Origin of the sequence: Paenibacillus sp. IHBB 3054 (assembly GCF_051594305.1) — a bacterium.
Taxonomy (GTDB): Bacteria; Bacillota; Bacilli; order Paenibacillales; family Paenibacillaceae; genus Paenibacillus_AQ.
Genome location: NZ_JBOFBG010000002.1, coordinates 21,135 through 35,998, shown reverse-complemented (window position 1 = coordinate 35,998; position 14,864 = coordinate 21,135). Strand labels below are relative to the sequence as shown.

13 protein-coding genes are annotated in these 14,864 nt (G+C 51.5%); all 13 read left to right on the top strand.

Annotation, left to right across the window (positions count from 1 at the left end; translation table 11 throughout):
* Positions 1-34: 34 nt before the first annotated feature.
* The 13 genes from ACQ76X_RS03785 (at position 35) to ACQ76X_RS03725 (ending at position 14,851) form a co-directional block, all read left to right on the top strand.
* Positions 35-820: an HAD family hydrolase gene (locus tag ACQ76X_RS03785; RefSeq protein WP_438491655.1), complete on the top strand. Its 786-nt coding sequence runs from the start codon at positions 35-37 to the stop codon at positions 818-820.
* Positions 821-1,059: 239 nt separating this feature from the next.
* Positions 1,060-1,482, top strand: a complete 423-nt coding sequence (locus ACQ76X_RS03780; protein ID WP_438491653.1) for a FixH family protein — start codon at positions 1,060-1,062, stop codon at positions 1,480-1,482.
* A 179-nt stretch (positions 1,483-1,661) separates the two neighbouring features.
* Positions 1,662-5,039 (top strand): methionine synthase, encoded by a 3,378-nt coding sequence (metH, locus tag ACQ76X_RS03775; protein ID WP_438492095.1) that lies wholly within the window; start codon positions 1,662-1,664, stop codon positions 5,037-5,039.
* 205 nt (positions 5,040-5,244) lie between these two features.
* A complete protein-coding gene (gene rnz / locus ACQ76X_RS03770) occupies positions 5,245-6,207 on the top strand; it encodes a ribonuclease Z (protein ID WP_438491651.1) in 963 nt (320 codons plus the stop codon).
* Positions 6,208-6,456: 249 nt separating this feature from the next.
* Positions 6,457-7,245, top strand: a complete 789-nt coding sequence (locus ACQ76X_RS03765) for an HAD-IIA family hydrolase (RefSeq protein WP_438491649.1) — start codon at positions 6,457-6,459, stop codon at positions 7,243-7,245.
* Between the two features lie 47 nt (positions 7,246-7,292).
* The gene (locus tag ACQ76X_RS03760) at positions 7,293-8,108 is read left to right on the top strand and encodes an Fpg/Nei family DNA glycosylase (protein ID WP_438492093.1); all 816 of its coding nucleotides are present in this window, start codon (positions 7,293-7,295) and stop codon (positions 8,106-8,108) included.
* Positions 8,098-8,961, top strand: coding sequence for a deoxyribonuclease IV (locus ACQ76X_RS03755; RefSeq protein ID WP_438491647.1), 864 nt, complete (start codon positions 8,098-8,100; stop codon positions 8,959-8,961). Before ACQ76X_RS03760 ends, ACQ76X_RS03755 begins: the two co-directional genes overlap by 11 nt.
* Positions 8,958-9,302 carry a cyclic-phosphate processing receiver domain-containing protein gene (locus tag ACQ76X_RS03750; protein ID WP_438491646.1) on the top strand — a complete coding sequence of 115 codons (345 nt, stop codon included), beginning with the start codon at positions 8,958-8,960 and terminating at the stop codon, positions 9,300-9,302. Before ACQ76X_RS03755 ends, ACQ76X_RS03750 begins: the two co-directional genes overlap by 4 nt.
* Positions 9,299-9,631 carry a thioredoxin family protein gene (locus ACQ76X_RS03745; protein WP_438491644.1) on the top strand — a complete coding sequence of 111 codons (333 nt, stop codon included), beginning with the start codon at positions 9,299-9,301 and terminating at the stop codon, positions 9,629-9,631. Before ACQ76X_RS03750 ends, ACQ76X_RS03745 begins: the two co-directional genes overlap by 4 nt.
* Positions 9,631-10,407: an ABC transporter ATP-binding protein gene (locus ACQ76X_RS03740; protein ID WP_342435733.1), complete on the top strand. Its 777-nt coding sequence runs from the start codon at positions 9,631-9,633 to the stop codon at positions 10,405-10,407. The genes ACQ76X_RS03745 and ACQ76X_RS03740 overlap by 1 nt, the downstream gene beginning before the upstream one ends.
* A 1-nt stretch (position 10,408) precedes the next feature.
* Positions 10,409-11,476, top strand: coding sequence for an SAM-dependent methyltransferase (locus tag ACQ76X_RS03735; RefSeq protein ID WP_076109532.1), 1,068 nt, complete (start codon positions 10,409-10,411; stop codon positions 11,474-11,476).
* Positions 11,477-11,647: 171 nt separating this feature from the next.
* Complete coding sequence (locus ACQ76X_RS03730; RefSeq protein WP_438491642.1) at positions 11,648-13,153, top strand: serine/threonine protein kinase; 1,506 nt, start codon at positions 11,648-11,650, stop codon at positions 13,151-13,153.
* A 144-nt stretch (positions 13,154-13,297) separates the two neighbouring features.
* A complete protein-coding gene (locus tag ACQ76X_RS03725; protein ID WP_438491641.1) occupies positions 13,298-14,851 on the top strand; it encodes an ABC-F family ATP-binding cassette domain-containing protein in 1,554 nt (517 codons plus the stop codon).
* Positions 14,852-14,864: the final 13 nt, after the last annotated feature.

Genomic DNA, 14,864 nt, shown 5'->3' with positions numbered 1-14,864 from the left:
AAGATACAACAGCGTAGGGAGAGGGAGAAATCTAATGCCAATTACCGCCGTACTATTTGATCTTGACGATACATTGCTCTGGGATGAACGGAGTGTTGAAGAAGCCTTCCGCAATGCATGTGAAGCTGCAGGTGACTCCATTGATCCTAAAGAGCTTGAAGTTGCCGTTCGCAGGGAAGCCAGGAATCTTTATGAGACCTATGAGACGTTCCCTTTCACAAAGATGATCGGGATTAATCCTTATGAAGCACTTTGGTCCAATTTCTCAGCTGGAGAACAGCCGGAGTTCCGTAAGCTCCAACAGTTGGCTCCTGTATACCGTAAAGAATCATGGCGGCGTGGTCTGGCCTCCCTCGGTGTCGAAGATGAGGTGCTTGCCGAAACGCTGGCAGACAGGTTTGCTGCCGAGCGCCGTAGCCTGCCTTACATGTATGAAGAGACGTTACAGGTGCTTGATGCGCTCCGTGGTAAAGTGAAGCTGCTGCTGCTCACGAATGGTTGCCCGTCACTGCAGCAGGAGAAGCTCGACGGAGTGCCTGAGCTTCTCCCCTATTTTGATCATGTAGTCATCTCAGGCAGCTTTGGCAAAGGAAAGCCGGACAAGGATATCTTCCTGCATGCTCTTTCGCTGCTGGAGGTAACCCCTGAACAAGGAATCATGGTCGGCGATAAACTCACTACGGATATTAAGGGTGGCTTGGCCGCTGGCTTGACTACTGTCTGGATCAACCGTACTGGCAAATTACCAAATCCTGAGATTCAGCCGGATTATAGAATCGGCCATCTCTCTGAGCTCCTCCCCCTGGTACAATCGCTATAGTGTAACCTTTGTGAAGCCGGTATCCCCTAATGGGATGCTGGCTTTTTTGCGCTCAAAGAAAGAGGTTGGTCAATTATTATAGGGAGAGAATCCATCTGTATATGACTAACTTCACGAAAAAGGCGTGAAAGTTTAAGCAATCTTCTAAAATTGCGAATATGTTGTGTATAATAGTAAAAGAATGCAACCGCAAGCTGGAAATATCGTTATAAATTCTACCTTGGTCGGGAGGACTCCGGATGATGAAACCCAAGAAGCTGATTGCTCTTTTTACGATTGTGGCGATGTCAATGATTGTAAGCTGTTCAGGTAATAGTGGGGAATCAAGCCATATGCATGACGGATCAGAGCACTCTATGGAGCCGATTCACGTCGAGCTGAGCTGGAATCCGGTGGAAGTGTCGGTAAATCAAAAGGTAGTTTTCGAGGCTGTGGTTACCCAGGGCAGTGAAACTGTGGATGATGCGAAGGCGGTGCTTTTTGAGATTGTGAATAAGAATAATGAAGAAGACAAGCAGGAGCTTGAAGGCAAGCTCTCCGGCAACGGTACATATAAAGCTGAGGCGATCCTGATGAAGGAAGGCAAATATGATGTGACTTCGCATGTAACAGCTAGAACACAGCACTCTATGCCGACTAAAGAACTTACAGTGCAGCCATAATGAAATAGAGATAGAGGCTGGCTATAAAGAAAAACTATTATGCAGAGTGGAAAGGAAGGCTTTTCGATTCCGTTTTATTCTGCTAAACTTACTCTAATGTTTTACTGGGGGGATATGAAGTGGCTAAATACACACTTGCTGAAAGCTTGCAGCAGCGGATACTGATTTTAGACGGAGCAATGGGTACGATGATTCAACAGGTGCCACTTACCGGTGAAGATTTTGGCGGGGATGAGCTGGATGGCTGTAATGAGATGCTTGTGCTCACCCGTCCGGAGGTTATACAGACTATTCATGAGCAATATCTTGAAGCAGGCGCGGATCTGATCGAGACGAATACCTTCGGCGCAACCTCGGTTGTACTTGCCGAATACGATATCCCTCAGCGGGCCCGGGAGATTAACCTGGAAGCTGCGAGGCTGGCCAGAAATGCTGTTGAAAAGATTGAGACACCCGATCACCCGCGTTATGTAATTGGGGCGATGGGACCGACAACAAAAACGCTTTCGGTCACCGGAGGCGTAACATTCCAGGAGCTGGTGGATAGCTACGAAGAGCAGGCTATAGCGTTGATTGACGGCAAAGTGGATGCCCTGCTGCTGGAAACTTCCCAGGATACTTTGAATGTGAAAGCCGGAAGCATCGGCATACGCAACGCCTTTGAGAAGGCAGGCATCTCTTTGCCCGTCATGATCTCGGGTACTATCGAACCGATGGGTACGACGCTTGCTGGACAGAATATTGAGGCGTTCTATATCTCACTGGAGCATCTGAAACCGATCTCCATCGGGCTGAACTGTGCAACCGGACCCGAGTTTATGCGCGATCATATCCGGTCGCTCTCGGCAATCTCTTCGGCAGCAGTTAGCTGCTATCCCAATGCCGGGTTGCCGGATGAGAACGGGAACTATCATGAGTCACCGGATTCGCTTGCCCGCAAGCTGGCCGGTTTTGCCGAGAAGGGCTGGCTGAATATTGCCGGCGGGTGCTGCGGAACGACACCGGATCATATCCGGGCGATGGCAGAGACATTAGCGGCTTATCCGCCGCGCCAGTTGGAGGGAAGTCATCCGCCGGCATTGTCAGGCATTGAGCCTGTTTATGTTGAGAGTGACAACCGTCCTTATATGGTAGGCGAGCGCACGAATGTGCTCGGCTCACGGAAATTCAAGCGGCTGATCGTGGAAGGGAAATACGAAGAGGCTTCGGAGATTGCCCGGGCACAGGTCAAGAGTGGAGCTCAGGTTATTGACGTCTGCGTACAGGATCCGGACCGCGATGAGATCGAGGACATCAAGCTGTTTCTGGAGCTGGTAGTCAAAAAGGTGAAGGTTCCATTGATGATCGATACAACCGATCCTAAGGTTATTGATCTGGCGCTGCAATATTGCCAGGGTAAAGCGATTATTAACTCCATTAACCTTGAAGATGGTGAAGAAAAATTCGAACTGGTTACACCGCTGATTCATAAATACGGGGCTGCGATTGTCGTAGGCACGATTGACGAATCCGGACAGGCCATTAAAGCGGAAGACAAGCTGGAGGTTGCCAAACGCTCCTATGATTTGCTGGTGAACAAATATGGGCTGGCGGCAGAGGATCTGATATTTGATACACTGGTGTTCCCTGTTGGTACAGGGGATGAGCAGTATATCGGCTCTGCTAAAGAGACTATTGATGGCATTCGCATGATCAAGGAAGCCTTGCCTTCCGTGCATACGATACTGGGAATCAGTAATGTTTCTTTTGGACTGCCGGAAGCGGGCCGTGAGGTGCTGAACTCGGTCTTCCTGTATGAATGCACGAAGGCCGGACTGGATTATGCCATTGTGAATACGGAGAAGGTAGAGCGTTATGCTTCCATACCGGAAGAAGAGCGCCATCTGGCTGAGCAGCTGATTTACAATACGAATGATGAGACTCTGTCTGCCTTCGTTGCCGCTTTCCGTGAGAAAAAGGTTGAGAAAAAAGAGAAGATCTCCAATCTTTCGCTGGAAGAACGGCTCGCTTCCTATGTAGTTGAAGGAACGAAGGAAGGGCTGATACCTGACCTTAACGAAGCGTTGACCAAAAGTGGTCCATTGGAAATCATCAACGGGCCGCTTATGGCTGGAATGTCCGAGGTGGGCCGGTTATTTAACAACAATGAGCTGATTGTCGCTGAAGTGCTGCAAAGCGCTGAAGTAATGAAGGCCTCTGTCGGCCATCTGGAGCAGTTTATGCGGAAGGATGAGACATCGGTAAAAGGCAAGATTATGCTGGCCACCGTCAAAGGGGATGTCCATGATATCGGTAAGAACCTTGTGGAGATCATTCTCTCTAACAATGGTTACCAGATCGTTAATCTGGGTATAAAAGTACCACCTGAAAATATCATTGAAGCTTTCCGCCGGGAAAAGGCCGATGCGATCGGCCTGTCCGGCCTGCTCGTCAAGTCGGCACAGCAGATGGTCCTGACCGCCCAGGATTTGCGCTCAGCAGGTATTGATGTGCCGATCATGGTAGGCGGTGCCGCGTTGACCCGTAAATTCACTAAAAATCGTATCCGGCCTGAATATGACGGCTTGGTACTGTACGCTAAAGATGCGATGGATGGTCTGGATATCGCTAACCGGCTGATGAATCCGCTGGAGCGGGCCAAGATCGAAGAAGAGGTCCGCCTTGAAGCGGAGGCGGCGGTTGCGGTGGCACCGCAGCAGGAGCTTCCGGTGCTGACCCGGGCCGTCCGTTCCAAGATTTCAGCAGATGCACCTGTATTCACTCCGCCGGATGTAGAGCGCCATGTGCTGCGGGGCTATCCGCTTGGTCATATCATTCCATATGTGAATATGCAGATGCTGCTGGGCCATCACCTGGGATTACGCGGTTCGGTGGAAGCACAGCTTGCCGCCGGTGATGCCCGCACCGTGGAATTGAAGGAGACAGTGGATGACATCCTGCATCACGCGATGCTGGAGGGCACCATTAAGCCTCATGCCATGTATCAATTTTTCCCGGCACAGTCCCAGGGTAACGATATACTGATCTATAACCCGCAGAACACTGCAGAGATTCTGCATACCTTTACTTTCCCGCGGCAGAATGTCGAGCCGTTTCTCTGTCTTGCCGACTTCCTGAAGCCAGTGGAGAGCGGAATTATGGATTATGTCGGGTTCCTGGTCGTTACCGCCGGTCACGGTGTCCGTGAATTGTCGACCGAACTGAAAGAGAAGGGGGATTACCTCCGTTCCCATGCTTTGCAGGCAGTGGCGCTTGAGGTCGCTGAAGGGCTTGCTGAGCGTGTTCATCACATGATGCGGGATACCTGGGGCTTCCCGGACCCTGCAGATATGACGATGAAGCAGAGACATGGTGCGCGGTACCAAGGGATCCGCGTTTCCTTCGGATATCCGGCCTGCCCGGATCTGGAGGATCAAGGGCCGCTGTTCAAGCTGCTTATGCCGGAGGATATCGGTGTCCATCTTACCGAAGGCTTCATGATGGAGCCGGAGGCGTCGGTATCAGCGATGGTCTTCGCCCATCCAGAAGCGCAGTATTTCAACGTAGAGAAGCTGTAAGCTTCCCAATCCCTATGGACTGGTCTGAAGGTGGAAATCCTTCTAAGCGGAACCTCCCGTAATCGGGAGGTTTTTTGCTGGGAACGAAGCTGGAGCGGAAGAAATGCAGAGAAAGATGATTTCATATCGTAAAAGAGGTAGAATGCATTTCATAGGTGTAAGGAAGAGGTTTTTGTCTTTACAGAAAAAAGAGAGGAGGATTATTATGGAGGTTTATTTTCTGGGCACTAATGCGGGTGTGCCGACCCTACAGCGCAATGTTACCTCAATTGCCCTAAGGCTGCTTGAGGAACGGCGCAGTTTCTGGATGTTTGACTGTGGAGAAGCCACTCAGCACCAGGTCTTGCGTTCTCCGCTGCGGCTGGGCAAGCTGGAGAAGCTGTTTATTACCCATCTGCACGGTGATCACCTGTTTGGCTTGCCGGGGTTGCTGTCGAGCCGCGGATATCAGGGTGGAACTGCTCCGCTAACCGTATATGGTCCGCCGGGCCTGAAGGCCTTTCTGGACATTTCATTATCCGTCAGCCAGTCCCGTATTCCATATAAGCTTGATATTGTAGAGCATACCGGAGGTCTTGTGTTTGAAGACGACAGCTTTAAGGTGGAGGCTGGTCTGCTGGAGCACCGGATTGACAGCTATGGTTACAGGGTAACAGAGAAAGACAGTCCGGGGAGTCTCAATACAGAACTGCTCCGAAGCTATGGCCTGAAGCCGGGGCCGCTTTACGGCAAGCTGAAGAAAGGTGAAGATGTTATTACCGATGAAGGGACGCTCATTCGTGCTGCAGATGTGGTCAACGAGCCGAAAAAAGGACGCATCGTGACTATTTTGGGCGACACACGGCCCTGCAAGGGAAGTCTGCCGCTGGCACAGGGTGCTGATCTTATCGTCCACGAGGCAACCTTCGCACATGACCTGGCGGATATGGCCTATCAATATCATCACAGCACTGCCCGGCAGGCGGCTATGCTTGCCCATGAAGCGGAAGGACAGGAACTGTTGCTTACACACTTCAGCTCGCGTTATATCTCGCAGGAAGAGCTTGCTCCACTGCTGGAAGAGGCGCAGGAGATCTTCCCGAATACACTGCTCGCAGAAGAGTTCTGCACCTTTCCGGTGTATCGGCGAAACTCCCTGAAGCCAGCGGGAAATGGCCCGGGAAATTAAATTATTTTCCGGGAAAGCGCAGGAAATGACACTGCACTGCCATAAAAAGACTAACAGGACAGCGCTTCGCTAACGTTCGACGAAGTATGTTAATTTTAAAGGATTAGACTCGTTAAACCATCACGAAGCAGCGGAGAAAATGCCGAACGCTTGCGGGTTTGTCTGCTAATGCTGTGATTTATTTATTGTTAATTAACCGTGTGACTTATTAATTGTATTAAGTAATATTCTGGGGACGGAGGGAGCGGTATGAAAGATATCGGAGGTTTGCTGATTGATCTTGACGGGACATTATTTCACGGAGGGGTGATGATTCCCGGCGCCGACAGACTGATAGCAGGACTGCGCTCAGCGGGAATCCCCTTTCTGTTTGTAACAAACAATTCGTCACGGACAGCGGCGGCTGTGTCCGCACATCTGAACGGGATGGGCATTGAAGCCAAGGCGGAAGAGGTCTGCACTTCCTCAATGGCTGCAGCCCGTTATGTTGCCGAGGAATCACCGAAGGCAAGGGTGGCGATACTTGGGGAAGAGGGATTGATTGAAGCTTGTACAGTTGCAGGATTGTCAATTGTGACGGAGAAACCCGAGTATGTGGTGCAAGGGATTTACCGCTCTTTTACATATGCTTCACTGGCGCAGGCTTCCCGCTGGATTCAGGAAGGTGCGAAATTTGTGCTGACGAACCCGGATTTGATGCTGCCTTCCGATGATGGAGTCATGCCGGGAGCGGGATCACTGGGGGCGGCGATTGAAGCCGCAAGCGGTGTGTCCCCTGTAGTCATTGGCAAACCGGAATCGCACCTGGTCACCTATGCAACTGCACTGCTGGGAATTAAACCGGAAACGGCTGTAGTTGTCGGGGATAATATGCGGACTGACATTTCGGCCGGGGTAAAAGCCGGCTGCCGGACGATATTGGTGCTTACCGGCCTGACTACAGCGGACAATTATGAACATTATCAACAGATAACAGGCGTAACGCCAGATGAAATTTATGCTGATTTAGCTGAACTTATGGTAAGGCTCGGTGTATAATGTCAATGTTGTGATTGCTTTACCAACCTAGAAGGGACGATGTGAATATGCCGGAACTGCCGGAAATGGAGAATTACCGAAAGCTGCTTAGCCAGCATCTTATAAATGTTCCAATTACGGGTGTAACTGTGAATAGAGAAAAAACAATAAATATGGACACTGAAGCCTTTGTCAACGCACTGGTAGGTGCGCGCATTGTGTTTGTAGAACGACGTGCCAAGCATATTCTGTTCCACCTTCACGATGGCCGCAGGCTGCTGCTGCATTTAATGCTCGGCGGATTGCTTTACTATGGAACAGAGGAAGAACGTCCGGATCGCAGTACACAGGTGGAATTGGCCTTCGGCGAGCACATCCTGTACTTTATGGGTCTGCGGCTCGGATACCTTCATCTGTTGTCGGTTAAGGAAAGCGAAGCGGCAATGGGCAAGCTGGGCCCTGAGCTTCTGGACCGCAGAATGACCGCGGAGCGTTTCGCAGGACTGCTGAAGGGACGCCGGGGCGCACTTAAGAGCCTGCTCGTGAACCAGCAGGTTATGGCTGGCATCGGCAACTGCTACGCCGATGAAATTGCTTTTGAGGCAAGGCTGCTGCCCTCGGTATTGGTTCAGAATCTAACGCCCGAGGCGATTACACGCTTGTATGTCAGTATCCGCAAGGTACTGACGGAGGCAACGGAAATCGGCGGTTATATGGAGATGCCGTTTATGGCCGGCGATACAGTTACCGGCTCTTACAATGACCAGTGCAAGGTATATGACCGGGAGGGCGAACCATGCCTGCGCGGCGGGGGAACGATAATTAAGACGGAGCAATCCGGGCGCAAAGTGTTCTATTGCCCGGATTGCCAGCATGAAGAATAGCCCCAAAATCGGGGCTCATGTCAGCATTCGCGGCGGATACGGGCGTGCGGCCCGGTTCGCCTGGGAGAGCGGTGCGGCATGTTTTCAATATTTTCCGAAGAATCCGCGCAGTCTGAAGCTGAAGCCGGTGGACAGGCGGGATGCCGGGGACTGCGCTGCCTTCTGCAGGGAGAAGGGAATCGTGTCTATCGCGCATACTCCCTACCCGACGAATATGGCGGCCGGTACCAAAGGTGCGGCCTCCCGAGAGATCATGGTGGCGTCGCTGCTGAATGATCTGGAAATCGCGGAGGCCTGCGGTTCGCTGGGGATAGTTGTGCATTTTGGACATTTTGCCGGAATAGAGCCGTTACAAGGCTATCAAAATATTATACAATGTATGAATGACACGTTGGTCGCCTGGAATGGCCGGACCAAACTGCTGATTGAGAATCAGGCCGGGAATCACGGCAATGAAGGCATGACGCTGGAAGAGCTGGTTAAGGTACGCGAGCTTAGCCGCTTTCCGGAGAAGATCGGATTTTGTTTTGATACCTGTCATGCTTTTGCATCGGGGATCTGGAATCCGCAGCATACGGAGGAACTGCTGGAACGGGGGGCTGCGCTGAATTACTGGCCGCATCTCGTTGCCGTACATCTGAATGATTCCCTTTATCCCTACGGGCTCCGCCGGGACAGGCACGCGCAGATCGGACAAGGCCATATTGGTGCTGAGAATCTGCGGAAGCTGCTGACCTCAGAGCCGTTTCGTCATCTGGCAGTTGCCTTGGAAACTGGAAAGGGGCCGGACGGCACCCACCGCCAGGAGATTGCTGCCGTGCTGGACTGGTATGAAGCGGAGGACAGACCGTGATAAATATTTATATGGATGATCTAAGAAGGCTGCCATCCGGCTTCACGCTGGCCCGGACAACGGAAGAATGTCTGCTGCTCTTGCGTGAATGCGAGGTCGGTATCCTGTCGCTGGATTATGATATGGGGCCGGAAGATTACAACGGGGCTGAAGTGGCCAGACGAATCGTGCTGGAAGGCCTGTATCCCCAGGAGATCTATCTGCATACCTCAAGTGCAGCTGGCCGCAAAGAAATGTATGAGCTATTGTATGCTGCAAGACCTGAGGGAAGCGTACTGCATCATGGCCCGATCACAGCTGAGAAGCTAATGGAAATTGCTGCAGGAGCGGGATGCATATGACTGAAATTACTGAAATGAATCAATCCGAGCTGCTGGGTTTGCTGGAGCGGAGGCGTGAACCGCTTGCTGTTTTTCTGTATACCCCGCTTTGCGGGACCTGTAAGGCTGCCCGGCGGATGCTGGAGGTTGCGGCTCATCTGCTGCCCCAGGATCTGTTGATGGCTGGCGGGAATGTGAACATGCTTCCGGAGCTCGTGAACCTATACCGTATTTCAAGTGTCCCTGCACTGCTGGTGGTCCCGGCGGACCACCGCTCTGAACCGGAGATCCATTATGCAATGGGTTCTGTAGAACAAGTGCTGGAATACATAAGGAGAGTGACCTCATAATGATATCTTTACAACATCTTACCCTTAGACGGGAGCAAAGCCAGATTCTTGACGATGTGTCGCTGGAAATGAAGCAAGGCGAAAACTGGGTTATTCTTGGACGGAACGGTTCCGGCAAAACAACGATTCTGGAGATGATGACTGGTTATTTATTTCCAAGCAGCGGATCCGTTGAGGTTCTGGGCTATAAATACGGCCAGTGCGATCTGCGTGAAGTGCGCAAGGAAATCGGCTATATCGGCCCGTCGCTGATGGAAAAGCTGTCGCTCACCGACCCCGTGTGGGAAGTGGTAGCTACCGGTGCTTATGCTTATCTGCGTTTTTATCAGGCGATTCCACAATCTGTTCAGGATCAGGCGAAAAGGCTGCTTGAAGAGATGAATCTTGGAGAAATGGCCTATCATCCGTTTGGCACCTTGTCCCAAGGAGAACGCAAAAAGGCGATGCTGGCCCGCTGCCTGATGGCCGAGCCGAAGCTGCTGATTATGGATGAGCCCTGCGCCGGCCTTGATCTATACGAGCGGGAAAAAATGCTCGCCGAGATTGACAAGCTGAAGCAGCGTGATGTATCCGTAGTTTACGTTACACATCATGTGGAAGAGATTGTGCCGCTCTTTACCCATGTGGCGCTGATCCGTGACGGGAAGCTGGCAGGCTCCGGCCCCAAAGAAGAAGTATTAACCAAAGAAATGATCTTGGCTACTTTTGATATTCCCGTAGAAGTTGAATGGGATAGCGGTCGTCCCTGGATTAAAATCAGACCTGGAGGCAAATGATTTGAACGATAGTATACAAGAGAACGGTGAGCAGACAGCTGCTCCGGAAGAAAAGACCCTTTCACGTTATATCTGCACCGCCAATCACGGCTTTGCACCTTATGCCCAGGAAGAGCTACGCCGCCTGTTCGGCGCGGTGAAGAGTACGCTGCTGCTGCCGGGTGAGATCTTCTTGGCGACACTGGAAGCGGAGCCGGAAGAGGTATCCAGCCTGCTGGCGCAGAACCTGCCGATCTTTCTGCGGCATATTCAGCCCGTGCAGTTCCAGGATCAGGGCAACCCGTCTGCCCTGGAACGGCTGGTAGCCTATCTGAGCCGGCGCAAAGAATTGGAAGGCGAGAAGGTTTCGCTGCATGTGCGCAAAGGCGGAAGCTCCTTCTGGCAGGACAGTCCCGGCGAGCTTCGGGAATGGCTGCAGGAGCAGCTCGTGAGTCTGGGTGCGGAATTCACCGTACAGGAACCGGCGTGGGTTATATCTGTATATGCAGACGGAGAGGCGCTGTATGCCGGAGTGTCCCGGCCTGAGGACAACCTGTCCAGCTGGAACGGCGGAATGATCCGTTTCCGCAAGGAGGATGGGCAAATTTCGCGTGCGAAGTTTAAGCTGATGGAAGCGGAGAAGGAATTTGCCATTCCGTTCTCCAGCTTTCGCAATGCGGTTGATATTGGCGCTTCTCCGGGAGGCTGGACATCATTCCTGCTGGAGCGCGGCCTCAAGGTGACGGCAGTTGACCCGGCACTGATGCATGAATCGCTGCGCAATCAGCCAGGGCTGAAGATTCTGCGCAAAAATGCGGGTGAAGTGAAATTCCGCGAGAACGAGTTTGATCTGCTGGTCTGCGATATGAGCTGGAGCCCCAAGCTGATGGCGAAGCTGGTTACGGGGCTGCTGCACAGTCTCACGCCGGGTGGAACGGCGGTTGTTACAGTGAAGCTAATGCATAAGAAGCCACTGGCGATGATTAAGGAAATCATCAGTATGTTTGAAGGTGAACGGATGCAGATTCAGCGGGCGAAGCAGCTGTTTCATAACCGTGACGAGATTACACTGTATATGATCAAGTATTAAGTGAATCTTTGTTTAGGTAACAGCATTAGTTCATTCTATAAATAATTTAGTTTTTAGAGGGAAAGCATCCCGTTATCTACGCTTCCGGCGAATCGCCGGTTTAAGCTTGTATAACGGTGGCTCTCCCTCTTTTTTTGTTTGTATCAGGCTAGGGACAAGGAGGAAATGAGGATGAATTACGAATCGAAGCTTGCTGTGGGACAGGTTCTTGGAGACAGATACCAAATTACTGCTTTAATCGGTACGGGCGGAATGAGTTATGTATATCTGGCGGAGGATATACGGCTGGCGGGCAAACGCTGGGCCGTGAAGGAAAGCATGTGCTTTGAAGGCGAAGGGCATTACGGATCCGTTCTGGCGGAAGCAGATATGCTCATCTCGCTGAACCACAAGCTATTCCCGAGAGTTGCCGACTTCTACCCTCCGGATGAAGAAGGATATTGTTATCTGGTTATGGATTATATCGAAGGTGTGACCCTTAGCCAATATATGGCCGAGCATCCTGTACCGATGCAAGCTGAACGGCTGATCAGCTATGTCAAACAGCTGCTGGAGGTATTGTGTTATTTGCACGGGCATCAACCACCGATTATTTACCGTGATTTGAAGCCCTCCAATATTATGCTGACCGGGACGAATTCGCTGATGCTGATTGATTTTGGCATCGCCCGCAACTACAGAAGCGGTGCAGGTGAAGATACCGAGAAGCTGGGGACCGTCGGCTTCGCCGCCCCGGAACAATACGGCAGCGGACAGAGCGGGCCTTTCTCGGACCTCTACGGTTTGGGAGCGCTAATGTTGTATATGGCTTCCGCCGGTCAATACAGCCGCTGGCAACCGGGCATGGAGGCCAAGCTGCGCCGGGTAATTCCAGATAAGCTGATTCCTGTCATCAGACGTTTGCTGCGCCATCATCCCGAAGAAAGATATCTAAGCGCCGAGGAGGTGCTGTGTGCGCTGGAGCCGATTGAAGCAGCGGCAGAGAATTACACATTCCGGGAGATGCAGGTTTCCGGCCCGGGGACGAAACGGAAAACATCAATTGTGGCGCTGCTCGGGACAGCTTCGGGCCTCGGCACGACACATACCTCTCTGGCAGTGGCCAGCAGCCTTTCCAGGCGGGGGATGACGGCCTGGGTGGATTTCAGCCCGGATTCATCCGTTTATGATCGTATCCGCAGCCTGTTTGATTTTCCGGTGGCCGGGGGATTCCCCACCAGTAAAGTTCTTCCTCTGGATTGGAAAGAGCTGCATTTCTGGCAGCGTCCAGAACATGGGAATATGACAGAAATAGTGGAGAGGGGATATCAGTTTGTAGTACTTGACCTTGGAACAGGCGGTTATGAGGGTGCGTTTGAGGCCTTCACGGCCAGCGATGTTCCGATGCTGATTACATCGGGAGCCGAATGGAGACTGGAAGATACTCTTCACTGGCTGCGCCGCAGCGGGCTTGCACCACAGCCGCAGTGGCGGATTTGTCTGCCGTTTGCTGGGAAATCTGCAGCGCTGCTGCTGGAATCGGCGCTCGGTATTGGGAGGGTATATAGTTTGCCGCTCCAGCAGGATCCTTTTCAACGGAAAGGGAAGCTGCTGGAGGTTCTGGATGAACTGCTAAGTGAAAGCGTGAAGAAGAAGAATTCTGAAAAACGCTATGGTTTCTTTCAGAAAAGAATGTAAATGAATGGAATTATATTGCAATAGAACTTTCCTTCAGTTAAATTCCTATTTCAGGCTGGCGCTTACTTGTGCTAAAATGGTCGTTGTATGTATTGACAGAATACTGCTTATTTTTAAATATAGATAGGAGCTTACGGAGAATTTATGAGTTTACTTACAGTAGAAGACGTTTCCCACAACTTCGGAGACCGGCAGCTCTTCAAGAATGTGAATTTCCGGCTGCTCGACGGAGAGCATGTTGGACTGGTGGGGGCGAATGGCGTCGGCAAATCGACGCTGATGAATATTTTGACCGGAACTTTGCTGAAGGATAGCGGGAGAGTGGAATGGACTCCCAAGGTGCGTTATGGCTATCTGGATCAACATACCAGTCTTACGCCGGGTAAAACCGTGCGCGATGTGCTGAAGGATGCTTTCCTGCCGCTGCTTGAGCTGGAGAATGATATGATGGCGATTACCGAGAAAATGGGCGATGCCTCTCCGGAAGAGCTGGAACTGCTGCTGGAACAGATGGGGGAAATCCAGGAACAGCTGGATATCGGAGATTTCTATTTGATTGATGTGAAGGTTGAGGAAATGGGCAACGGGCTGGGATTGACGGCGATTGGCCTGGACCGTGATGTCGCTTCGCTTAGCGGAGGACAGCGGACTAAGGTGCTGCTGGCCAAGCTGCTGCTGGAGAAACCGAATGTGCTGCTGCTCGATGAGCCTACCAACTATCTGGACGTAGAGCATATTGACTGGCTTACCAACTACCTGAAGCAGTATCCTTATGCCTTTTTGCTGATTTCCCATGATACAGAATTTATGAATAAGGTCGTTAATGTCGTATACCATCTTGAATTTGCCAAGCTGACCCGCTATACGGCCAACTATGAGCAATTCCTTGATATGGCTGACATGAACAAGAACCAGCATATTGGTGCTTATGAGAAGCAGCAGGAGTTCATTAAGAAGCAAGAGGATTTCATTCAGCGAAACAAGGCGCGTGCTTCCACCTCGGGACGGGCGAAGAGCCGTGAGAAGCAGCTCAACCGTATGGAACGGATTGAACGTCCTGAAGAAGCGGCCAAGCCGACGTTTTCGTTCAAAGAAAGCCGGGCCAGCGGCAAGACTGTATTCGAAGGCATCGACTTCGAGATTGGCTATGATCGTCCGCTGCTGCCAAAGCTGAATATGACGATTGAACGCGGGGAGAAAATTGCAATTGTCGGCTGCAACGGTGTAGGTAAATCCACGCTGCTGAAGACGATTCTCGGCGTGATTCCCGCTTACAGCGGGAAAACGTACTTGGGCGATTTCCTCAGCTCCGCCTACTTCCAGCAGGAGGTTAAGGCTGCTAACATTACACCGATTGATGATGTCTGGAATGAATTTTCCAGTCTCAATCAGCATGAAGTGCGCGCCCATCTGGCCCGTTGCGGATTGAAAAATGAGCATATTACCCGTCCGCTGAGCATGTTGAGCGGTGGGGAACAGGCGAAGGTGCGTATATGTAAGCTGATGATGCGCGAAAGCAATTGGATTTTATTCGATGAGCCTACAAATCACCTTGATATCGTCGCCAAAGCAGAGCTGAAGAATGCCCTGCAGGAATACAAAGGTACCATTCTACTCGTATCTCATGAACCTGATTTCTACGAAGATTGGGTGACAAAGACTTGGGATGTTGAGCAGTGGTCGGCGCAATCTGTATAGTTGAATTTCAAAG